Below are 21,428 nucleotides of genomic sequence, written 5' to 3' on the forward strand. Positions count from 1 at the left end.
GCTTGACGCACCGGCCCGGAGATGACAGGGAGGGGCGAGGCCGAAGCCCCGCCCCTCCCGGAACGCCCTGCGTCAGACGCCGGCCTTGTAGATCGGCGCGGCGCCGCGGAGCGCATCGCCGACCTTGTGCACGCGCAGGTCGTTCGTGGAACCGATGATCCCGGGAGGGGACCCGGAGATGACGACGACCTTGTCCCCCTCGACGGCGAGGCCGTTCCCGAGGAGGTACTCGTCGACCTGGTGGTACATGAGGTCGGTGTGCTGCACCATGTCGACGAGGGTGGAGCGGAGACCCCAGGTCAGCGCCATACGACGACGGATGCCGGGCTCCGGCGTGAAGGCCAGCATCGGGATGCGGGAGCGCAGACGGGACAGGCGGCGCGCCGAGTCGCCCGACTGCGTGAACACGCACAGGAACTTGGCGTCCACGAACTCCGCGACCTCGAGGGCCGCGAGCGTGATGGCACCACCCTGCGTGCGGGGCTTCGTCGTGAGCGGCAGGATGCGCTCCAGACCGTGCTCCTCCGTCGACTCGATGATCCGGGCCATCGTCTCGACGACGACGACCGGGTAGTCGCCCACGCTGGTCTCGCCGGAGAGCATGACCGCGTCGGCACCGTCGAGGACGGCGTTGGCGACATCGGAGGTCTCGGCACGGGTCGGCACCGGGCTGTTGATCATCGACTCGAGCATCTGCGTCGCCACGATCACGGGCTTCGCGTTGCGACGGGCCAGCTCGACGGCGCGCTTCTGCACGATCGGGACGGCTTCGAGGGGCAGCTCCACGCCGAGGTCGCCACGGGCGACCATGATGCCGTCGAACGCGTCGACGATCTCTTCGAGCGCGTCGACGGCCTGCGGCTTCTCGATCTTGGCGATGACCGGGACGCGGACGCCCTCCTCCGCCATGATCTCGTGCACGCGGGTCACGTCCGAGGCGTTGCGCACGAACGACAGCGCGATGAGGTCGGCACCGGTCCGGAGGCCCCAGCGGAGGTCCTCCTCGTCCTTCTCGCTGAGCGCGGGGACGTTGACGGCGACGCCGGGCAGGTTGATGCCCTTGTTGTTCGAGACGGCGCCGGCGACGACGACACGCGTGGTGACGGTCACGCCGTCGGTCTCGACGACCTCGACGCGCACCTTGCCGTCGTCGATCAGCAGGAAGTCCCCGGGCTTGACGTCCTGAGGAAGGCCCTTGAACGTCGTGCCGCAGATCTCCTTGTTGCCGATGATGTCCTCGGTGGTGATCTTGAAGATGTCGCCCTTGGCGAGCTCGTAGGGTCCGTCCTCGAAGCGGCCCAGACGGATCTTCGGACCCTGGAGGTCCACGAGGATGGCGACGGCACGACCGGAGTCCTCCGCCGCACGGCGCACGTTCGCGTAGTTGTTCTCGTGCACGGAGTAGTCACCGTGGCTGAGGTTCAGTCGGGCGACGTCCACACCCGCATCGATCAGTGCGCGCACCGTCTCATACGTGGAAGTGGCGGGGCCCAGGGTGGCGACGATTTTCGCGCGTCTCAACATGTCTCCAGGGTAGAAGTGGGGGATTACAAACAGGCGACACTGCCGGCCTCAGCCTACGCGGGCTGGAGGCCGATCGCGACATCGCTCGGGCGCACCGGCTCCGGCAGCACGGTGGTGCCCATGAGGAAGCGGTCGACGTTCGCCGCCGCCGCCCGGCCCTCCGCGATCGCCCAGACGATGAGCGACTGCCCGCGGCCCGCGTCCCCGGCGACGAACACGCCGGGGATCGACGACTCGTAGCTCGCGGCGCGACGGAAGGCGCCGCGCTCGGTCACCTCCGGCCGGGTGTCCTCGGTGTAGCCGTCCTGCTCCGGCCCGGTGAAGCCCATCGCGATGAGCACGAGGTCGGCCGGGATCTCCCGCTCCGTGCCGCTCTTGGGCACGCGGCGGCCGTCGATGTACTCGGTCTCGGCCACGCGGAGCGCGCGGACCTCGCCCACGTCGTTCGACAGGAACTCCACGGTCGAGGCGAGGAAGACCCGCTCCCCGCCCTCCTCGTGAGCCGAGGCCACCTCGAAGATCGTCGGCATCATCGGCCACGGCTGGTGATCCGGCCGCGTCTCGCTCGGCTGCTTGCCGATGGCGAGGTTGGTGACGCTGAGCGCGCCCTGGCGGTGCGCGGTGCCGATGCAGTCGGCGCCCGTGTCGCCGCCGCCGATGACGATGACGTGCTTGCCCTCGGCGGTGATCTGGTCCGGGACGGTGTCGCCGGCGACCGCGTGGTTCGACTCGACGAGGTACTCCATCGCGAAGTGGACGCCGTCGAGGTCGCGACCGGGGATCGGCAGGTCGCGCGGGACCGTGGCGCCGGTGGCGATCACGACCGCGTCGTACCGCGCGCGCAGGTCGGCCCAGGAGATGTCCTTGCCGATCTCGACGCCGGCGCGGAACCGCGTGCCCTCCTCCTGCATCTGGCGCAGGCGAGCCTCGAGCTGGCTCTTCTCCATCTTGAAGTCCGGGATGCCGTAGCGCAGCAGGCCGCCGATGCGGTCGTCCCGCTCGAAGACGGCGACGGTGTGGCCGGCGCGGGTGAGCTGCTGGGCGGCGGCGAGACCGGCGGGGCCCGAGCCCACGACGGCCACGGTCTTGCCCGTCAGACGCTCCGGCGGCTCCGGCTCGACCCAGCCCTTGGCGAAGGCCTCGTCGATGATGGAGACCTCGATCTGCTTGATGGTCACGGCCGGCTGGTTGATGCCGAGGACACACGAGCTCTCGCACGGGGCCGGGCAGAGCCGTCCGGTGAACTCCGGGAAGTTGTTCGTCGCGTGCAGCCGCTCGATCGCCGCGCGGCCCTCCCCGCGCCAGGTGAGGTCGTTCCACTCCGGGATGAGGTTGCCCAGGGGGCAGCCGGAGTGGCAGAAGGGCACGCCGCAGTCCATGCAGCGACTGGCCTGGCGACGGAGCACCGCCTTGTCGCCGGGCTCGTACACCTCTTTCCAGTCCATGATGCGCACGGGCACCGGACGGCGAGCGGGAAGTTCCCGCTCGGTCACCTTCAGAAAGCCTTTGGGGTCAGCCACCGGTCACCTCCAGGATGCGGTTCCAGACGATGTCGCCGTCGGGGTCGATCCCCTCGGCCAGTGCCTCCTCGCGCATGCTGCGCACGGCGGCGAAGTCGCGCGGGAGCACCTTCACGAACTCCGCCGCGCTGGCGTCGAAGTCCTCCAGCAGGGCGGTGGCGCGCGGGGACGCCGTGCGCTCCACATGCTCCACGAGCAGCCCGCGCAGCACTTCGAGGTCGGCGCGGTCCAGCGGCTCGAGCCGCAGCTCGCCGCTGCCGAGCGACTGCGCGTTGACCTTCGCGGTGTCCAGAGCGTGCACGTAGGCCACTCCCCCGGACATGCCGGCGCCGAAGTTGCGGCCGGTCGATCCGAGGATCACCGCGAGGCCGCCGGTCATGTACTCGAGCGCGTGGTCGCCCACGCCCTCGACCACCGCGGTCGCACCGGAGTTGCGGACGAGGAAGCGCTCGCCCACCACACCGGAGATGAACATGGTGCCGGACGTGGCGCCGTACCCGATCACGTTGCCCGCGATGACGTTCTCGTGCGGGGCGATCGCGGAGCCGCGGGGCGGCCGGATCGTGATGTCCCCACCGGAGAGTCCCTTGCCGACGTAGTCGTTCGCGTCGCCCTCCAGCCGGAGGATGATGCCCGGCGGAAGGAACGCCCCGAGCGACTGTCCCGCCGTGCCGGTGAGGGTGACGTCGATGGTCTCCTTCGGCAGACCGGTGGCGCCGTGACGCGAGGTCACCTGGTGTCCGAGCATCGTGCCCACCGCGCGCTCGGTATTGGCGATCGGGAGCTCCACCACGACGGGGTCGCCGTTCAGCAGCGCTCCCTTCGCGATGTCGATGAGCTGCACGTCGAAGTGCTTGTCGAGTTCGTGGTCCTGGGCGCGGCCGCTGCGACGCGGCTCGCCCGCGGGGAACGCCGGTCCCTCCAGCACCGGGCTGAGGTCGAGTCCCTCGGCCTTCCAGTGCGCGATCGCCGCGTTGGTCTCCAGGAGCTCGGTGCGACCGACGATCTCGTCGATCGAGCGGTAGCCGAGCTCGGCGAGCAGCTCGCGCACCTCCTCGGCGATGAACTCCATGAAGTTCACGACGAACTCGGGCTTGCCGGTGAACCGGTCGCGCAGGACGGGGTTCTGCGTCGCGACGCCCACCGGACAGGTGTCGAGGTGGCAGACGCGCATCATGATGCAGCCGCTGACCACGAGGGGCGCGGTGGCGAAGCCGAACTCCTCGGCACCGAGCAGGGCGCCGATGATGACGTCCCGTCCGGTCTTGAGCTGCCCGTCGACCTGCACGACGACGCGGTCGCGCATGCCGTTGAGCATGAGCGTCTGCTGCGTCTCCGCGAGGCCGAGCTCCCACGGCGTTCCCGCGTGCTTCAGCGAGTTCAGCGGGCTCGCGCCCGTACCGCCGTCGTGACCGGACACGAGAATGACATCGCTGAGCGCCTTGGCGACACCGGCCGAGACCGCGCCGATGCCGGACTGGCTGACGAGCTTCGTGTGGATGCGCGCCTCGGGGTTCGCCCGCTTCAGGTCGAAGATGAGCTGCTTGAGGTCTTCGATCGAGTAGATGTCGTGATGCGGCGGCGGCGAGATGAGGCCGACCCCCGCGGTGGCGTGCCGGGTGCGCGCGACCCAGGGGTACACCTTGGTCGGCGGGAGCTGACCGCCCTCACCGGGCTTCGCGCCCTGGGCGAGCTTGATCTGGATGTCGTCCGCCTCGGTGAGGTAGAGGCTCGTGACGCCGAATCGACCCGAGGCCACCTGCTTGATCGCACTGCGCCGCTCGGGGTCGACGAGACGGTCGGGGTCTTCCCCGCCCTCCCCCGTGTTCGACTTGCCGCCGATCCGGTTCATCGCGATCGCGAGCGTCTCGTGCGCCTCCTTGGAGATGGAGCCGTAGCTCATCGCCCCCGTGGAGAAGCGCTTGACGATCGCCGAGACGGGCTCGACCTCGTCCAGCGGCACGGGCTTGCGCGTGCCGGTCCGCAGCGAGAACAGGCCGCGCAGCGTCTTCAGCTCGGCCGCCTGGTCGTCGACGAGCTTCGTGTATTCGCGGAAGATGTCGTAACGGCGGGTCCGCGTGGAGTGCTGGAGCTTGAACACCGTCTCCGGGTTGAAGAGATGCGGAGAGCCGTCGCGGCGCCACTGATACTCGCCACCGGTCCACAGCCGCTCATGGGCACGGGCCGCGGCGTCCTCCGGGTAGGCGTAGTCGTGGCGGGCCTGGTTCTCGGCGAAGATCTCCTCGATCCCGATGCCGCCCAGCTTCGACTCGGTACGCGTGAAGTAGGCGTCGATGAACTCCTGGCTGAGGCCGACCGCCTCGAACACCTGCGCGCCCGCATAGGACGACACCGTGGAGATGCCCATCTTCGACATGATCTTCAGCACGCCCTTGCCGAGCGCGTAGATGAGGTTCTTCACGGCCTTCTCCGGGGAGATGCCCGTGATGTAGCCGGTCCGCACGAGGTGCTCGACCGTCTCCATGGCGAGGTAGGGGTTGATCGCCGAAGCGCCGTAGCCGATGAGCGTCGCGACGTGGTGCACCTCGCGCACGTCGCCGGCTTCGACGATCAGACCGACCTTCATCCGGTTCTCGCGCCGGATGAGGTGGTGGTGGATCGCCGACACCATGAGCAGCGACGGGATCGGGACGAGATCCTTGTTCGAGTCGCGGTCGGACAGGATGATGAACTCCGCGCCGTCCTCGATCGCCTGATCGACCTCGGCGCACATCTCGGTGAGGCGCTCGGCGAGGGTGTGGGGTCCTGCGTCGAAGTGGTAGAGGCCGCGGATCGTGGCGCTCGAACGCCCGGGCAGGGCCTTGTCGATGTGCCGGATCTTCGCGAGCTCGTCGTTGTCGATGACCGGGAAGTCGAGCGACACCGTGCGGGTGTGCTCCGGACCCCAGGTCAGCAGATTGACCTCAGGGCCCAGACCGAGCTTGAGACTCGTGACAACCTCTTCGCGGATCGAGTCGAGCGGCGGGTTGGTCACCTGCGCGAACTGCTGCGTGAAGTAGTCGAAGAGCAGCCGCGGGCGCTTGCTGAGCACGGCGATCGGGGTGTCCGATCCCATGGCGCCCAGCGGCTCGACACCCGTCTGGCCCATCGGGGTGAGGAGGATGCGGACCTCCTCCTCCGTGTACCCGAAGGTGCGCTGCCGCCGGGTGATCGAGGCCGGCGGGTGCACGATGTGCTCGCGCTCGGGGAGGTCGGCCAGGCGGACGGAACCGGCGTCGAGCCACTCCTGCCACGGGTGCATCGTCGCGAGATCGTGCTTGATCTCCTCATCCTCGACGATCCGGCGCTGGGCTGTGTCGACGAGGAACATCTTGCCGGGCTGCAGCCGGCCGCGGCGCTTGATGCGCTCCGGCTCGAAGTGCAGGACGCCGGTCTCGGAGCCGATGACGACGAGCCCGTCGGTGGTCTCCGTCCAGCGTCCGGGGCGCAGGCCGTTGCGGTCCAGGGTCGCGCCGACGAGCGTGCCGTCGGTGAAGATGAGGGCGGCCGGGCCGTCCCACGGCTCCATCTGGTTGGAGTGGTACTCGTAGAACGCGCGCAGCTCCGGCGAGATGTCGGCCTGCTTCTCGTAGGCCTCCGGCACCATCATCATGATCGCGTGCGGCAGGCTGCGGCCGGTGAGGGTGAGCAGCTCCAGCACCTCGTCGAACGAGGCGGAGTCGCTGGCGCCGTCGGTGCAGATGGGCAGCAGGGGCGAGATGTCGCCGAGGAGCTCGGACTCGAGCTGCGACTGGCGGGCGCGCATCCAGTTGCGGTTGCCGCCGACGGTGTTGATCTCGCCGTTGTGGGCCAGCATCCGCAGCGGCTGCGCGAGCGGCCACGAGGGGAACGTGTTCGTCGAGTACCGCGAGTGCACGACGGCGAGCTCGGAGGCGAAGCGCTCGTCCTGCAGATCCGGGTAGAACGGCTCGAGCTGGAGCGTGGTGACCATGCCCTTGTAGCCGAGCGTGCGGCTGGACAGGGAGACGAAGTAGGCGCCGAGCTCGTGGCCCGCGCGCTTGCGGAGGCGATAGGCGACGCGGTCGAGCGCGATGCCGGTCAGCGGCGCATCGGCGAGAGTGGCGCCGCCGGCGCTCACGAAGAGCTGCTCGAAGGCGGGACGGGCCTCGTCGGCGAGCTTGCCGAGGTTCTCGTTGGCCGTGGGGACCTCGCGCCAGCCGAGGACGCGGAGCCCCTCCGCGCGGGCGATCTTCTCGATCCCTGCCTTCTGCTGGCGGCGCTCGCTCGAATCGCGAGGCAGGAAGGCCAGCCCGGCCGCGTACTCCCCCACGGGCGGCAGTTCGAAGCCGGTGACCGCGCGGAGGAATTCGTCCGGCATCTGGGTGAGGATGCCGGCTCCGTCCCCGGTGCCCGCGTCGGACCCGATGGCCCCGCGGTGCTCCAGGTTGCGCAGGGCCTCGAGGGCCAGCGCGATGATGTCGTGCCCGGCTTCGCCGCGCAGCGTTGCGACCATGGCCAGGCCGCAGGCGTCCTTCTCGAACGCCGGGTTGTACATGCCCTGCTTCGGGGGGTATGCGCCGGAGGCGCCGTAAGGGGGCTGGAAGTACACCAGTTACCGTCCTCAGATCTTCAGTGAAACCCGGGGACGTCGTCGGCCCGCTCGTTCAGTGCAATGGTTCTCCCGCCGCGAGTCGGCGTTATCGGGAGCCGTCCCCGCTCGAGGGAGCAGCGCTTGTGGCAGTGGCTCCGGCGGCGACTTCTTCGGCCGGAGGCTCGCTCACGTCCACGAAATCAGAGGGATTGTCCTGCGATTGTACATCAGCGTCCACGTCCTTCCGTCCGCGGCCCGGCTGGTACGGCGAGGGCTCGAGACCGGGGTGACGGCGCGTCTGCACCACGAGGATGACGAGGCCGAGGACGACGCCGATGATGGCGGCCCAGACGTTGCTGCGCAGGCCGAGGATGATCTCGCTCGGGTCGATGCGGATCGACTCCCACAGGATGCGTCCGGCGCTGTACCAGATGAGGTAGATCGCGAAGAGGCGCCCCCACTGGAAGAACAGCTTGCGTCCGAGCCACAGCAGCACGAGGACGCCGAGGCCGTTCCAGATGACCTCGTACAGGAAGGTCGGGTGGAAGAGGGTGCCCTCGGGGAGACCGGGAGGGAAGGCCGAGTTCGTGGACTCGATCTCCAGGCCCCACGGGAGCGAAGTCGGCAGGCCGAAGAGCTCGTGGTTGAACCAGTTGCCGAAACGTCCCATCGCCTGCGCGAGAAGCAGCCCTGGCGCGAGCGCGTCCGCGAACGTCCAGAAGCGGATGCCGGTCCACCGGCAGCCGAGGTAGGCGCCGACGGCGCCGCCGATGAGGGCGCCGAAGATCGCGATGCCACCCTCCCAGATCGCCCAGACCGAGCCCGGCTCGAAGGGGTTCCAGGTGTTCTTGCCCTCGCCGAAGTAGAAGTTCGGGTGGGTGAGGACGTGGAAGATGCGCGCGCCGATGATCGCGAGCGGCACCGCGAGGATCGCGATGTCGATGACCACCCACGGCTCCGCGCCCCGCTTGGTGAGGCGGTGATTGGTCATCAGGACGGCGACGATGATGCCGGCGATGATGCAGAGCGCGTAGAAGTGGATCCGGAGCGGACCGAGGTCGACGTACGACACGGGCGGGCTCGGGATGCTGGCGAGCACGCCGGCGGCGGTGCTGTGGAGCGCGGAGGACATGAGTGCGATCCTACTTCTCTGAGGCGAAGCGCGCCGACGCGGTGCCGGCGGCCAGGGTTCGGGTGACTTCGGCGAGAGCGGGCACACCGCCGTCGCGGAGGGCGCGGACGAGGGCGGTGCCCACGATGGCGCCGTCGGCGTACTCGGAGACGCCGGCGATCTGCTCCGGGGTCGAGATGCCGATGCCCACGCAGGCGCGACGGGCACCGTGGTCGCGGAGCCGCGACACGAGGGTGCGTGCCGCACGGTCGAGCTCGGCCCGCTCCCCCGTGATGCCCATGGTCGAGACGGCGTAGACGAAGCCCGTCGAGGACCGCACGACGAGGTCGAGGCGCTCGTCCGACGAGGTCAGAGCTGCGAGGAAGACCCGGTCGAGACCGAGCCGCTCGCTGGCCGCGATCCACTCGCCGGCGGCCTCCGGGGTGATGTCCGGGGTGATGAGACCCGCGCCGCCCGCGGCGAGCAGGTCCTCGGCATACCGGTCCACCCCGTACTGCAGCACGGGATTCCAGTAGGTCATCACGAGGACGGGGACGTCGGTCGCGGCGGTGATCGCGCGGATGGCGGTGAAGAGGTCCTTCATTCGGAAGCCCGCGGCGAGGGCCTTGGTCGTCGCCTCCTGGATGATGGCGCCGTCCATGACGGGATCGCTGTAGGGCGGCCCGAGCTCGATGATGTCCACGCCGTTCTCGGCGAGGGCGATCGCGGCCTGGATGCTCGTCTCCAGGTCGGGGAAGCCGACGGGCAGGTAGCCGACGAAGGCGCTGCGGCCGGCGTCGTGCGCGCGCTGAATGGCCTGTTCGACGCGGCTCACAGCTGCGGCTCTCCCTTCGAGGCCGCGTCCTCGGCGGCGCTCTCCTCGGACACGTCGTGCGCGAGGGCGTCCTCGTCGTAGAGCTCGAAGTAGCGGGCGGCGGTGTCCATGTCCTTATCCCCGCGGCCGGAGAGGCAGATGGCGATCAGGCCGTCCGGGCCGAGCTCGCGGCCGATCCGCAGGGCGCCGGCGAGGGCATGAGCCGACTCGATCGCGGGGATGATGCCCTCGGTCCGGCTCAGCAGCCGCAGCGCCTGCATCGCCTCGTCGTCCGTCGCCGGGATGTACTCGGCGCGGCCGATGTCGGCCAGCCACGAGTGCTCGGGGCCCACGCCCGGGTAGTCGAGACCGGCGGAGATCGAGTGCGATTCGACGGTCTGGCCGTCTTCGTCCTGCAGCACGTACGTCTTCGCGCCGTGCAGCACGCCGGGGCGGCCGCGCTCGATCGAGGCGGCGTGCTTGTCGGTGTCGACGCCGTCGCCGGCCGCCTCCACGCCGTACAGGCGCACGCCCTCGTCGTCCAGGAACGCGTCGAACATGCCGATCGCGTTGGATCCGCCGCCGACGCAGGCGACGACCGCGTCGGGAAGCCGGCCGACCTCGTCGAGGATCTGGGCGCGAGCCTCTTCGCCGATGATCTTCTGGAAGTCGCGGACCATCGCCGGGAACGGGTGCGGGCCGGCGGCGGTGCCGAAGATGTAGTTGGTGGTCTCGACCGAGGCCACCCAGTCGCGGTAGGCGTCGTTGATCGCGTCCTTCAGCGTGCGCGAGCCCGAGGTGACCGCGACGACCTCGGCGCCCAGCAGACGCATGCGGGCGACGTTCAGCGCCTGGCGCTCGGTGTCGACCTCGCCCATGTAGATGGTGCAGTCGAGGCCGAACAGCGCGGCGGCGGTCGCCGTGGCGACGCCGTGCTGACCCGCTCCGGTCTCGGCGATGACCCGGGTCTTGCCGAGGCGCTTGGTGAGCAGAGCCTGGCCCAGCACGTTGTTGATCTTGTGCGAACCGGTGTGGTTGAGGTCCTCGCGCTTGAGGAAGACCCGCGCGCCGCCCGCGTGCTCCGCGAACCGGGGCACCTCGGTGAGCGCGGACGGACGCCCGGCGTAGGAGGACAGCAGGTGGGCGAGCTCGGCACGGAACTCCGGATCGGCGATGGCCTCCTCGTAGGCGACCGTCAGCTCGTCGATCGCGGCGACCAGGGACTCCGGCATGTACCGTCCGCCGAACTCGCCGAAGAACGGACCGTGCTGGTCGCGCAGACTCACTTCGCCTCCAGGAAGCTCTCGAGAGTGGCGACCGGGTCTCCGGTCACCAGGGCCTCGCCGATCAGCACGACGTCGGCACCGGCCGAACGGTAGTGCGCGACATCGGCGGGGGTGAGCACCGCGGACTCCGCGATCTTGATCGCCGAGTCGGGGATGCGGTCCACGAGCCGGCCGAACAGATCGCGGTCGAGCTCGAGGGTCTTGAGGTTGCGGGCGTTCACGCCGATCAGGGCGGCGCCGAGGTCGATCGCGGCCTCCAGCTCCTCCGCCGAGTGGGTCTCGACGAGCGGCGTCATGCCGAGCTCGAGGATGAACCCGTACAGGTCGCGGAGGACGTCCGGCTCCAGGCCCGCCACGATCAGGAGGACGAGGTCGGCACCGGCGGCACGCGCCTCGAGCACCTGGTACCGGGTGGCGATGAAGTCCTTCCGGAGCACGGGCAGCGAGACCCGGGCAGTGACCGCCTCCAGATCGGCGAGACTGCCGCCGAAGCGGCGCTCCTCGGTGAGGACGCTGATCGCGGAGGCGCCACCGGTCTCGTAGAGCGCGGCCTGGTGCGCGGGATCCGGGATCTCCGCGAGGGCACCGCGGGATGGACTCGCCCGCTTCACCTCGGCGATGATCTTCACCCGGTCGGCGGGAGCGAGGTACGACAGCGCGTCCTTCGCCGCGGGGCGCGCGAGGGCGTCACGCTCGACGACCGCGAGCGGACGGGACTGGGAGCGACGCTCGGCGTCTGCGACAGCGCCGGCCGTCAGGTCGGCGAGGACCACTAGTGCGCCTTCGGAGCGTACTTGGGACCCTTCACGCCGTATCCCGCCTTCGCGAGCACCCAGCCGACGATCGCCCCGATCGGGATCAGTGCGGCGGCGATCCACACCAGGGTCGGCTGCTCGAAGCAGAACGCGACGGTCGCGGCAGCGAAGCCGACGAGCATGATCACGACGGCGGTCCAGGCCGCAGGCGAGTGTCCGTGGCCGGGGTCAGCGATCGGGTTGGTCATGTTCTCCTCCGGGGACGACGTGGGGATCTGGGTTCAGTCTATCGGGGTCAGCGCGTCGGGTCGGACCCGCGGGACAGCTCGTCCCAGGAATCGACCGCGTCGACGGGACCGTCGTGCGGCGCGTCGCTCGGCGCGTCGGTGCGATAGCGACGGCCGCCGGCCTTCCAGCGCCGCCAGGTGGTCAGCACGACGACGGCGGCGACGAGCAGGATCGCCCAGCCGACGAGGGCGAGGAACGGCCAGGCCGACGGCACGATGCTCGCCGCGACCTCGTGGACGGCTCCGCTCCCGGCGAGTCCCGTCGTCTCGGTGACGGTCGCAGCGACTGCGCCGTACGCGTCGCCGAGGAGGAGTTGCAGCGTGGACCAGCCCAGGAACAGCGCGGCCGCGGCGGCCAGCACCCCGAAGACGACGCGCACGACCCGGCCGGCGATCGCGAGGGCGGCACCGAGCGCCAGGACCGCGAGGCTCAGCGGGGCGAGGAGCACGAGGGCGGAGGCTCCGGGGACGAGGATGTCCTCCCCCGCGTCCGCGCGCTGCACCGTGAACCAGGTCTGCGTGGAGGAAACGATCCCGATGGCGCCGGCCAGCAGGAACCCCGTCAAGGAGAGGGAGCGTCCGCGCTGCGCGATGCTCACGAGGCGGCCACCCCGTCGAGGGCGCCCAGGTCCGTCGTGTCGAAGCACGTCCGCGTGCCGGTGTGGCACGCGGGGCCGGTCTGGTCGACGAGGAGCAGGAGCGCATCCCCGTCGCAGTCGAGCCGGGCCTCCCGCACGACCTGGATGTGGCCGGACGTGTCGCCCTTGCGCCAGTACTCCTGCCGCGAGCGGGACCAGTAGGTCGCACGACCGGAGGTGAGCGTGCGGCGCAGCGCCTCGGCATCCACCCACGCGAGCATGAGCACCTCACGCGAATCCCACTGCTGCACGATGACCGGGGCGAGCCCGTCGGCGTTGAAGGCGACCTGCGCGATGCGGTCGTCGACGGAGACCTCGTCCTGCTTCGGCGTGTCGGTCATCGGACGAGCACTCCTTCCGCGCGCAGCGCATCCTTCACGTCGCCGACGGTCAGGGCTCCGGTGTGGAACACGCTGGCCGCGAGCACGGCGTCGGCGCCCGCCTTGATGGCCGGAGCGAAGTCGGTCGCCCGTCCCGCACCGCCGGAGGCGATCACGGGGATCGGCGCGACTTCGCGCATGAGTCGGACGAGCTCGAGATCGAAGCCGTCGCGAGTGCCGTCGGCGTCGATCGAGTTCACGAGCAGCTCCCCCGCCCCGCGCTCCGCGGCCTCGCGCGCCCAGTCGAGCGCGTCCAGCGTGGTCTGCGTGCGACCGCCGTGCGTGGTGACGACGAAGCCGGAGCGCGTCGTGTCGGCGCGCTTGACGTCGAGCGAGAGCACGAGCACCTGGGCACCGAAGCGATCCGCGATCTCGCCGATGAGCTCGGGACGGGCGATCGCCGCGGAGTTCACGCCGACCTTGTCCGCACCGACGGCGAGGAGTCGCGCGACGTCGTCAACGCTGCGCACCCCGCCGCCCACCGTCAGCGGCACGAAGACCTGCTCCGCGGTGCGCTGCACGACGTCGTAGGTCGTGGCCCGCGCGTCCACCGTCGCGGTGACGTCCAGGAACGTGATCTCGTCGGCACCCTGGGCGGCGTAGTGGCGGGCGAGCTCCACCGGATCGCCCATGTCGCGGAGGTTCTCGAAGTTGACGCCCTTGACGACGCGACCGTCGGCGACGTCGAGGCACGGGATGACGCGACTCGCGAGGGCCATCAGAGCCTCGCCGCGTGGATCGCCGTGACGAGGATGGCCCGGGCGCCCAGGGCGTACAGGTCGTCCATCACCTGGTTGACCCGGCGACGCGGGATCATGACGCGCACGGCCACCCAGGCCGGGTCGCGGAGCGGCGAGATGGTCGCGGACTCGCGACCCGGGGCGATGGCCACGGCCTGATCGACGAGCTCGGTGGGGAGGTCGTAGTCGAGGAGCACGTAGCGCCGCGCGACCATGACGCCGCGGAGTCGGCGCAGCAGCGTCTCCACGCCGTCGGCCTCACCGGGACGGCTGATCAGCACGGCCTCGGACTCCAGGATCACGGGGCCGAAGATCTCCAACCCCGCCTGGCGCAGGGTGGTGCCGGTGGACACCACGTCGGCGACCGCGTCGGCGACACCGAGGCGCACGGCGGACTCCACGGCACCGTCGAGCTGCACGAGCTCGGCGTTCACCCCCTGGTCGCGGAGGAAGGAGCCGACCAGACCCGGATAGGCGGAGGCCACGCGGACGCCGTCGAGATCCTGGACGGAGGTGAAGCGTCCGGGAGGACCCGCGAAGCGGAACGTGGACGCCCCGAAGCCGAGCTGCTCGATCTCGCGCGCCGGCTGCTGCACGTCGAGGAGGAGATCACGACCGGTGATGCCGACGTCGAGGGCGCCGGAGGCCACGTAAGTGGCGATGTCGCGCGGGCGGAGGAAGAAGAACTCGACGTCGTTCTCGGCGTCGATGACATGCAGGGTCTTGGGGTCGCGGCGGCCGGCGTAGCCCGCCTCCGCGAGCATCTCGGCGGCGGTCTCGGAGAGCGAGCCCTTGTTGGGAACGGCGATGCGCAGCATGAACGGCTTTCAGTTCGAAGGAGTGGGACCGGAGCGCATCACAGATGTCGGTAGACGTCCTGCAGGGTGAGGCCCTTCGCGAGCATCATCACCTGCAGGTGGTAGAGGAGCTGGGAGATCTCCTCGGCGGCAGCGGCATCCGACTCGTACTCCGCCGCCATCCAGACCTCGGCGGCCTCTTCGACGATCTTCTTGCCGATCGCATGCACGCCGCCGTCGAGCTCCGCCACGGTGCCCGATCCCTCGGGTCGGGTCTCGGCCTTGACGCTGAGCTCGGCGAACAGCTCGTCGAAAGTCTTCACCCCTCCAGGCTACCGGCTCGCGCGAGGTCCCTGAGCCGGGTGACGGCCGCCTCCACGTCGTCCGCCCCGTAGACCGCGGATCCGGCGACGAAGGTGTCGGCTCCCGCTTCGGCCGCCTGGGCGATCGTCGCGTCGGAGATGCCGCCGTCGACCTGGAGCCAGACGGACGAGCCGCGGCGCCGCGCCTCCGCGGACAGCGCCTGCAGCTTCGGCATGGTCTCGGGCAGGAAGCCCTGTCCGCCGAACCCCGGCTCGACGGTCATCACGAGGATCTGGTCGAACTCGTCCAGCAGGTCGAAGAGTCCCTCGACAGGAGTCGCGGGCTTGACCGCGACCCCGGCACGGGCGCCGATGTCGCGCAGCCGCCGCGCGAGAGCCACCGGCTCCCCCGCCGCCTCCAGGTGGAAGGTCACGCTCGCGGCGCCGAGCTCGGCGTAGCCCGGGGCCCAGCGATCCGGATCCGTGATCATGAGATGCACGTCCAGCGGGACCGGACTGGTCTCCTGGATGCGCTGGACCATCTGCGGGCCGAACGTGAGGTTCGGGACGAAATGGTTGTCCATGACGTCGACGTGCGCGAAGTCGGCGGTCGCGATGCGGGCGAGCTCCGCCTGCATGTTGACGAAGTCGGCGGCGAGGATGCTGGGGTTGATGCGCGGGGCGCGGGGCAGATCCATGGTCTCAACCTTCCTTCGGGGCGTCTGTCGCCTCCAGCGGGCGCTGCAGGAGTGCGAGGAACATCGCGTCGGTGCCGTGCCGATGCGGCCAGAGCTGAGCGCTGCCCGTCTGCGCCCGCCCGTCGTCGGCGAGATCGATCAGCGACTGCGCCACGCCGTGCAGCACCGCGCGGGCATCGAGCTCGACGAGCTCCGGCCGGATGCGCCGCACCTCCTCGACCACCGCCGTGGTCTCCGCGAGATGGGGCGAACAGGTGACATACGCGACGACGCCTCCCGGTGCGAGAGCGTCCACAGCCGCCGTGAGCAGACCGACCTGCAGCGGCACGAGCTCGGCGACGTCCGCCGGGGACTTCCGCCACCGGGCCTCCGGGCGCCGTCGGAGGGCGCCGAGGCCGGTGCAGGGGGCGTCCACGAGGATCCGGTCGAACGCCTCCGGCCGCTCGGCCGCCAGCTCCCGGCCGTCGCGCTCGTGCACGGTGACGTCGCCCGGGACAGCGCGCAGCGCGTTGCGCACGAGCCGGGCGCGGGTCGGCACCACCTCGTTGGCTTCCAGGACCGCGTCGTTCTGCCGGGCGACGGCGGCGAGCAGGGCCGTCTTCCCGCCGGGTCCTGCGCACAGGTCGAGCCACCGCTCCCCCGTGCGCAGCGGCGCCGCCGCGGTCAGCGCGAGCGCGACGAGCTGAGATCCCTCGTCCTGCACCCGGACCGCACCGTCGGAGGCGGCCAGCGCGAGACGCGGATCGCCTCCCGGAGACGCGAACGCCGTGGCGGCGTAGGGCCGGCGGGGCTCCTGCGGCTCCGCGAGCCCGGGGAGGGCGACCAGGGTGACCTCGGGCGAGACGTTGTCGGCCTCCAGCAGGGCGTCCAGCTCCTCGACGCGCCCCTCGGCGGCGAGGGCGCGCCGCAGCGCCCGGATGATCCACACCGGGTGCGCGGCTCGGAGGGCCAGACGTTCGTCGTCCGATCGCGCCGCCGCCTCGATGCGCGCGAGCCACTCGCCCGGCGACTCGCGGGCGATCCGCCGGAGCACCGCGTTGGCGAAGCTCGACGCGCCACGCCCCGCCGTGAGGGCCACGAGGTTCACGGACTCGTTCACGGCGGCGTGCGAGGCCACCCGCGTCGCGAGGAGCTGATGCACCGCGAGCCGGAGGGCGTCGAGCACGGCGGGGTCGATCGCGTCGGCGGGGCGGTCGGCGGCGGCGGCGATGATCGCGTCGTAGGTGCCCCGGCGACGGAGCGTGCCATAGGTCAGCTCGGTCGCCAGAGCCGCGTCCTGCGGGTCCAGCCCCGCCTCGGCGATCGCCGTCGGGAGGAGCAGGTTGGCGTAGGCGTCGGAGTCCGACACCGCCCTGATCACGTCGTAGGCCACGCGGCGCGCCGGCTGGATCGACCGGTTCGGGCCGCGGCCGTTCCGCGCCCGGCCTGCGTGCTGACGCCCCGAGCCGGGGCGCCGTCCGTCGTTCGGGTTCACGAGCCGGCCACCGGAGTCGTGCCCTGCAGACCCCGCCACCAGTCGGCGGCTTTCATGGGGCCCTTGCCCGCGGGCTGCAGCCGGGTGACGGCCAGCGGCGAGGTGGCCGTCCCGATCAGGACCTCCGCTCGCGTGCCCGCCATGGCACCCGGTCGCAGGTCCTCCGCCTCGGCACCGGCGGGTCGCGCCTCGAGGATCTTCAGCCGCTGACCGTCGATCGTCGTGTGCGCTCCCGGCTCCGGCGTGACTCCGCGGAACCGGGCGTACACGGCGTCGAACGGCTCGCGGAAGTCGAGGAGACCGTCCTCGAGCGTCAGCTTGCCGGCGAACGTCGGCTCGCCTTCCTGCGGGACGGCGCGGGCGCTGCCGTCCGCGATCGCGGCGACCACGTCGGCGGTGAGACCGGCGCCGTCGAGGGCCAGAGCCTCCAGCGCCTCCCCCGCCGTAGCGGTCGCCGGGAGCTCGACGGTACGCATCGCGAACACGTCGCCGGCGTCGAGCTCGGGGACGAGCTGGAAGACGCTCGCGCCGAGGACGGCATCTCCCGCGATCAGAGCGCGCTGCACCGGCGCAGCTCCGCGCCAGGCGGGCAGGAGCGAGAAGTGCAGGTTGATCCACCCGGCATCCGGCACCGACAGGAGCGGCTCGCGCACGAGTCCGCCGTACGCGACGATCACGCCGAGCTCCGGGCGCAGGGCCGAGATCTCCGTCGTCACCGCCTCGTCCAGCCGGGCAGCGTGGATGACCGGCAGGCCGAGCTCAACCGCAGCCTGAGCGACCGGCGACGGGGTCAGCACACGCTTGCGCCCGAGGGGGGCGTTGGGGCGCGTCACCACCGCGACGATGTCGTGCTCGGCGGCGAGGCGTCGCAGAGTGGGGACCGCGGCGGCGGGAGTGCCGGCGAAGACGAGGCGCATGAAGGTTCTCCGGAAGGGTCAGAGTTCTGGATCGAGGATATCGAGGCGGACCGAGAGCGTGCTGCGGGCGACCTTGGTCCGGCCTCGGCGGCCGCTCACCGCCTCCGCCACGACAGCAGCGCGGAGGGTGGTCGCGACGCGACTCCCCGCGCCGTAGTCGAAGCGCACGAGCGCCCGCACTCGGGGCGGGACGTCATCCGATTCGACGGGGACGGGACCGAGCACCGCGTCGGAGGGCAGCGAGAGTTCGGACAGGGCCTCCAGAGCGCGCGCCACGGCGGCGGACGAGCCTTCCACGAGCGCGACGCGCGCGGTCGGCGGCATGTGCAGCGGCGCGCGCTGCTCCAGCTCGGTGCGTGCGTAGGCGGGGTGGTTCCAGGTGGCGAGGGCTCTGGCGACGGCGCCGTCGACGCCGACGAGGTGGACGGGGGCGCCCGGCGCGGCGAGGGCGGCGGCGTTCGACCACCACCGCAGACACGCTTCACCGATGCGCAGATCCGGCGCCTGCAGCATCCGCGGGCCGTCGAGCAGGACGACCGCCCGGTAGCCGCCCTCCGCGAGGGGCTCGGCGCCGCGCGTAGCGACCACGAGGGCCGGGCGCGCGTCGACGCGCTCCACCGGATGGCTGCCGTCGGCGACGATGACGCGGACGCCGGGGAAGGCGCGTCCGAGCTCGTCGGCGGTCCGCTCGCTGCCGGATGAGGCGAGCCGGAGACGGGTCGAGGAGCACGCCGGGCAGGTCCACGCCCTGGCACCACGCCCGCACCACCCGCATACCGGGACCGCGCCACGATGGCGGGCGCCGAGAGGACCGCCGCAATGAGGGCATCGGGCGGGAGCCCGGCAGTCGGCGCAGACGAGGGACGGCGCGAAGCCGGGCCGCGAGACCTGGATGAGCACCGGCCCTTCCGCGGCCGCGTTCCGGGCGGCGAGGAAGGCCGACGACGGCATGCGCTGGGGCGTCGGCTGCTCCATCTCCTGCGGTGTGCTCAGCACCACACGCGGGAGCACGCGCCGGGTCGCGCGGATATCCCGCAGCCAGCCGTGCACGACGAGCCGCTCGACCTCGGTCGTCCGCGTGTGACCGGCGAAGAGCAGGGCCGAGCCCTCCGCCTCCTGCCGCAGCAGCGCCGCATCCCGGGCGTGGACGTAGGGTGCGAGCGGCTCGCCCAGCAGGCTGTCGCCGTCGTCCCACAGCGCCACGAGACCGGCGACGACAGGGGCGTACACGGCGGACCTGTTCCCGACGACGATGCAGGGCGCGTCCTCGAGCGTGCGCAGGAAGGAGCGATAGCGATCCGGGTTCGGCTGTCGGGAGTCGTACCGCGCGATCGCCTCCGCCGGGACGAACCTGTCGAGGGCGGCCAGCAGCCGATCGAGGTCACGGTGGTCGGGCACGACGAGGATGGTCGACTTCCCCGCCGCGAGCGTCGTCGCGGCGGCAGCAGCGAGCATCCGCGCCCAGCCCGGTGTGTCGTCGCTGAGCTGCGGGATGGCCTCGACGGCCGCCCGTCCGTTCTCGTCGAGCACCGCCTGCAGTCCGTCGTACAGTCCGACGACGGACGCGGCCGCGTCGCGGGCCTCGGGTTCGAGGAGCGGCGTCGGAGCGTCGGCGGTCCAGGCCTTCTCGACCCGCACCTGCCGCTTCGGGATCACCAGCCGCAGCACGTCGGCTGCTGACCCTGCCGCGCGATCGGCGACGCGCCGCGCCAGTCGGTACAGGCGATCCGGCAGTACGGGAACGGCGGACACGATGCTCTCGACCTCGGAGAGCGGCCGATCGGCGTCGTCCTCCACGTCCAGCTCCACCACGAATCCGTCGACCACGCGCCCCGCGGTCCGCAGGGGCACGCGCACGCGGACCCCGGGCTCGACGTCACCGAGCTCCGGCGGGAGCGCGTAGTCGAACAGGCGGTCGAGCTGCGGCAGCGGCGACTCGAGGAGCACCCGCGCGATGCGCCGGCTCTCCGGAGAGATCAGCACCGCGGACCCGTCAGAGCCCGGCAGCGCGCCGCAGCTCCTCGGCCCGGTCCGTCCGCTCCCACGTGAAGTTCGGCAGCTCCCGACCGAAGTGCCCGTACGCGGCCGTCTGCGCATAGATCGGCCGCAGCAGGTCGAGCTGCTCGATGATGGCCTGCGGCCGGAGGTCGAACACCTCGTCGATGGCGCGGGTGATGACCTCGTCGGACACCCGTCCGGTGCCGAAGGTCTCCACGTACAGGCCGACGGGGCGGGCGACGCCGATCGCGTAGGCGACCTGCACCTCGAGGCGGTCGGCGAGGCCCGCGGCGACCGCGTTCTTGGCGACCCAGCGCGTCGCATAGGCGCCGGAGCGGTCGACCTTCGACGGGTCCTTGCCGCTGAAGGCACCACCGCCGTGCCGTGCGGCGCCGCCGTAGGTGTCGATGATGATCTTGCGGCCGGTGAGCCCGGCGTCTCCCTTGGGGCCGCCCGTGACGAAGGGGCCCGCGGGGTTGATGTAGTAGGTGACGTCGTCGAGGTCGAGGCCGGTCGTGGCGAGGACCGGATCGATGACGTGCTCGCGGATCTGCGCCTTGAGGTCGTCCTGGGCGATGTCCGGGTTGTGCTGCGTGGACAGCACGACGGCGTCGACGGTCTTCGGGGTGAAGCCGTCGTAGCCGAGGGTGACCTGCGTCTTCCCGTCCGGGCGCAGGAAGGGCAGCAGCCCGCTGCGGCGCGCCTCGGTCAGCCGCTCGGCGATGCGGTGCGCGGTCCATGCGGCCATCGGCATGAGCTGCGGGGTCTCGTTGGTGGCGAACCCGAACATGATGCCCTGGTCCCCGGCGCCGAGGCCGTCGAGCGGATCGACCGACGAGCCGTCGCGGTGCTCCTGGGCGTTGTCGACCCCGTGGGCGATGTCGGTGGACTGCTCCCCCACCGAGACGCTGACGCCGCACGAGTCGCCGTCGAAGCCGGTGTCGGACGACGTGTAGCCGATGCCGTTCACGACCTGGCGGACGATCGTCGGGATGTCGACGTAGGCGTCGGTGCGGATCTCGCCGGCCACATGCACGAGCCCGGTCGTGACGAGCGTCTCGACCGCGACCCGGGAGGCCGGGTCCTTCGCGAGTAGTCCGTCGAGGATGCTGTCCGAGATCTGGTCGCAGATCTTGTCCGGATGCCCTTCGGTGACGGACTCGGACGTGAACAGACGCAGCGCGCTCATCGATGCTCCAGAACGGGGACGGACGGTGGGAGGGTGTGGCACCCATTCTGGACCGCGCCACCGACGTCGGGGCGGCGCGGTCGTCGAGTTACTCCGCGTGACGCAGGCGGAGCTTGTCCTCGTTGATCTCGTGCAGGGCGATGGTGAGCGGCTTGTCCTCGACCGAGGAGTCGACGAGCGGGCCCACGTTGTCGAAGAGGTTCCCCTCGTGCAGGTCGGAGTAGTAGTCGTTGATCTGACGGGCGCGCTTGGCCGCGTAGATCACGAGCTCGTACTTGGAGTCGACGCGCTCCAGCAGGTTGTCGATGGGGGGATCGATGATGCCGTTGTTGCGTCCGGCCATGGGTGGACCTCCTGATCAGGCGACGGGATTCGCCGCGAAGACGGTGCTGCGGGCGCGCGACCCTTCGACGAGCTCAGGGACCGGCGTGGTGCTCGACCCTGGA

19 protein-coding genes are annotated in these 21,428 nt (G+C 71.0%); all 19 read right to left on the bottom strand.

Annotated elements, in window-relative coordinates; translation table 11 throughout:
• Window positions 1–72: 72 nt before the first annotated feature.
• The 19 genes from pyk to rpoZ all read right to left on the bottom strand — a co-directional run bounded on the left by pyk (window position 73) and on the right by rpoZ (window position 21,325).
• Entirely contained in the window at window positions 73–1,521 is a 1,449-nt protein-coding gene (gene pyk, locus IZR02_RS08230; RefSeq protein ID WP_025103472.1) for a pyruvate kinase, read from the bottom strand.
• Window positions 1,522–1,577: 56 nt separating this feature from the next.
• The gene (locus IZR02_RS08235; protein ID WP_025103473.1) at window positions 1,578–3,044 is read right to left on the bottom strand and encodes a glutamate synthase subunit beta; all 1,467 of its coding nucleotides are present in this window, start codon (window positions 3,042–3,044) and stop codon (window positions 1,578–1,580) included.
• Window positions 3,037–7,560, bottom strand: a complete 4,524-nt coding sequence (gltB, locus tag IZR02_RS08240) for a glutamate synthase large subunit (protein WP_115642547.1) — start codon at window positions 7,558–7,560, stop codon at window positions 3,037–3,039. Before gltB ends, IZR02_RS08235 begins: the two co-directional genes overlap by 8 nt.
• A 142-nt stretch (window positions 7,561–7,702) precedes the next feature.
• The gene (gene lgt / locus IZR02_RS08245; protein WP_025103475.1) at window positions 7,703–8,728 is read right to left on the bottom strand and encodes a prolipoprotein diacylglyceryl transferase; all 1,026 of its coding nucleotides are present in this window, start codon (window positions 8,726–8,728) and stop codon (window positions 7,703–7,705) included.
• Between the two features lie 10 nt (window positions 8,729–8,738).
• A complete protein-coding gene (trpA, locus tag IZR02_RS08250) occupies window positions 8,739–9,542 on the bottom strand; it encodes a tryptophan synthase subunit alpha (protein WP_217316374.1) in 804 nt (267 codons plus the stop codon).
• Complete coding sequence (gene trpB / locus IZR02_RS08255; protein WP_025103477.1) at window positions 9,539–10,807, bottom strand: tryptophan synthase subunit beta; 1,269 nt, start codon at window positions 10,805–10,807, stop codon at window positions 9,539–9,541. The genes trpA and trpB overlap by 4 nt, the downstream gene beginning before the upstream one ends.
• Window positions 10,804–11,580, bottom strand: a complete 777-nt coding sequence (gene trpC, locus IZR02_RS08260; protein ID WP_025103478.1) for an indole-3-glycerol phosphate synthase TrpC — start codon at window positions 11,578–11,580, stop codon at window positions 10,804–10,806. Before trpC ends, trpB begins: the two co-directional genes overlap by 4 nt.
• Window positions 11,580–11,810, bottom strand: coding sequence for an HGxxPAAW family protein (locus tag IZR02_RS08265; RefSeq protein ID WP_025103479.1), 231 nt, complete (start codon window positions 11,808–11,810; stop codon window positions 11,580–11,582). The genes trpC and IZR02_RS08265 overlap by 1 nt, the downstream gene beginning before the upstream one ends.
• A 47-nt stretch (window positions 11,811–11,857) precedes the next feature.
• A complete protein-coding gene (locus tag IZR02_RS08270) occupies window positions 11,858–12,448 on the bottom strand; it encodes a Trp biosynthesis-associated membrane protein (RefSeq protein ID WP_217316375.1) in 591 nt (196 codons plus the stop codon).
• Window positions 12,445–12,828, bottom strand: a complete 384-nt coding sequence (hisI, locus tag IZR02_RS08275) for a phosphoribosyl-AMP cyclohydrolase (protein ID WP_025103481.1) — start codon at window positions 12,826–12,828, stop codon at window positions 12,445–12,447. The genes IZR02_RS08270 and hisI overlap by 4 nt, the downstream gene beginning before the upstream one ends.
• A complete protein-coding gene (hisF, locus tag IZR02_RS08280) occupies window positions 12,825–13,586 on the bottom strand; it encodes an imidazole glycerol phosphate synthase subunit HisF (RefSeq protein ID WP_025103482.1) in 762 nt (253 codons plus the stop codon). The genes hisI and hisF overlap by 4 nt, the downstream gene beginning before the upstream one ends.
• Window positions 13,586–14,425, bottom strand: coding sequence for an ATP phosphoribosyltransferase (hisG, locus tag IZR02_RS08285; RefSeq protein WP_025103483.1), 840 nt, complete (start codon window positions 14,423–14,425; stop codon window positions 13,586–13,588). Before hisG ends, hisF begins: the two co-directional genes overlap by 1 nt.
• A 38-nt stretch (window positions 14,426–14,463) precedes the next feature.
• On the bottom strand, window positions 14,464–14,727 hold the full coding sequence (locus IZR02_RS08290) for a phosphoribosyl-ATP diphosphatase (protein WP_025103484.1): 264 nt from the start codon (window positions 14,725–14,727) through the stop codon (window positions 14,464–14,466).
• Complete coding sequence (gene rpe / locus IZR02_RS08295) at window positions 14,724–15,404, bottom strand: ribulose-phosphate 3-epimerase (protein WP_025103485.1); 681 nt, start codon at window positions 15,402–15,404, stop codon at window positions 14,724–14,726. The genes IZR02_RS08290 and rpe overlap by 4 nt, the downstream gene beginning before the upstream one ends.
• A gap of 4 nt (window positions 15,405–15,408) precedes the next feature.
• Entirely contained in the window at window positions 15,409–16,794 is a 1,386-nt protein-coding gene (locus IZR02_RS08300; protein WP_051582214.1) for an RsmB/NOP family class I SAM-dependent RNA methyltransferase, read from the bottom strand.
• A gap of 80 nt (window positions 16,795–16,874) precedes the next feature.
• On the bottom strand, window positions 16,875–17,795 hold the full coding sequence (gene fmt / locus IZR02_RS08305) for a methionyl-tRNA formyltransferase (protein WP_025103487.1): 921 nt from the start codon (window positions 17,793–17,795) through the stop codon (window positions 16,875–16,877).
• An 18-nt stretch (window positions 17,796–17,813) separates the two neighbouring features.
• Window positions 17,814–19,772, bottom strand: a complete 1,959-nt coding sequence (locus tag IZR02_RS08310; protein ID WP_025103488.1) for a hypothetical protein — start codon at window positions 19,770–19,772, stop codon at window positions 17,814–17,816.
• A gap of 16 nt (window positions 19,773–19,788) precedes the next feature.
• Complete coding sequence (metK, locus tag IZR02_RS08315; RefSeq protein ID WP_025103489.1) at window positions 19,789–20,982, bottom strand: methionine adenosyltransferase; 1,194 nt, start codon at window positions 20,980–20,982, stop codon at window positions 19,789–19,791.
• Between the two features lie 88 nt (window positions 20,983–21,070).
• On the bottom strand, window positions 21,071–21,325 hold the full coding sequence (gene rpoZ / locus IZR02_RS08320; RefSeq protein ID WP_025103490.1) for a DNA-directed RNA polymerase subunit omega: 255 nt from the start codon (window positions 21,323–21,325) through the stop codon (window positions 21,071–21,073).
• Window positions 21,326–21,428: the final 103 nt, after the last annotated feature.

The sequence above is a fragment of the Microbacterium paraoxydans genome (assembly GCF_019056515.1).
GTDB lineage: Bacteria > Actinomycetota > Actinomycetes > Actinomycetales > Microbacteriaceae > Microbacterium.

Excerpts from the sequence above, each read along its gene's own strand:
- gltB (WP_115642547.1), bottom strand. The coding sequence starts at position 7,560 with ATGTACAACCCGGCGTTCGAGAAGGACGCCTGCGGCCTGGCCATGGTC.
- lgt (WP_025103475.1), bottom strand. The coding sequence starts at position 8,728 with ATGTCCTCCGCGCTCCACAGCACCGCCGCCGGCGTGCTCGCCAGCATC.
- IZR02_RS08265 (WP_025103479.1), bottom strand. The coding sequence starts at position 11,810 with ATGACCAACCCGATCGCTGACCCCGGCCACGGACACTCGCCTGCGGCC.
- hisI (WP_025103481.1), bottom strand. The coding sequence starts at position 12,828 with ATGACCGACACGCCGAAGCAGGACGAGGTCTCCGTCGACGACCGCATC.
- hisF (WP_025103482.1), bottom strand. The coding sequence starts at position 13,586 with ATGGCCCTCGCGAGTCGCGTCATCCCGTGCCTCGACGTCGCCGACGGT.
- hisG (WP_025103483.1), bottom strand. The coding sequence starts at position 14,425 with ATGCTGCGCATCGCCGTTCCCAACAAGGGCTCGCTCTCCGAGACCGCC.
- rpe (WP_025103485.1), bottom strand. The coding sequence starts at position 15,404 with ATGGATCTGCCCCGCGCCCCGCGCATCAACCCCAGCATCCTCGCCGCC.
- fmt (WP_025103487.1), bottom strand. The coding sequence starts at position 17,795 with ATGCGCCTCGTCTTCGCCGGCACTCCCGCCGCCGCGGTCCCCACTCTG.
- metK (WP_025103489.1), bottom strand. The coding sequence starts at position 20,982 with ATGAGCGCGCTGCGTCTGTTCACGTCCGAGTCCGTCACCGAAGGGCAT.
- rpoZ (WP_025103490.1), bottom strand. The coding sequence starts at position 21,325 with ATGGCCGGACGCAACAACGGCATCATCGATCCCCCCATCGACAACCTG.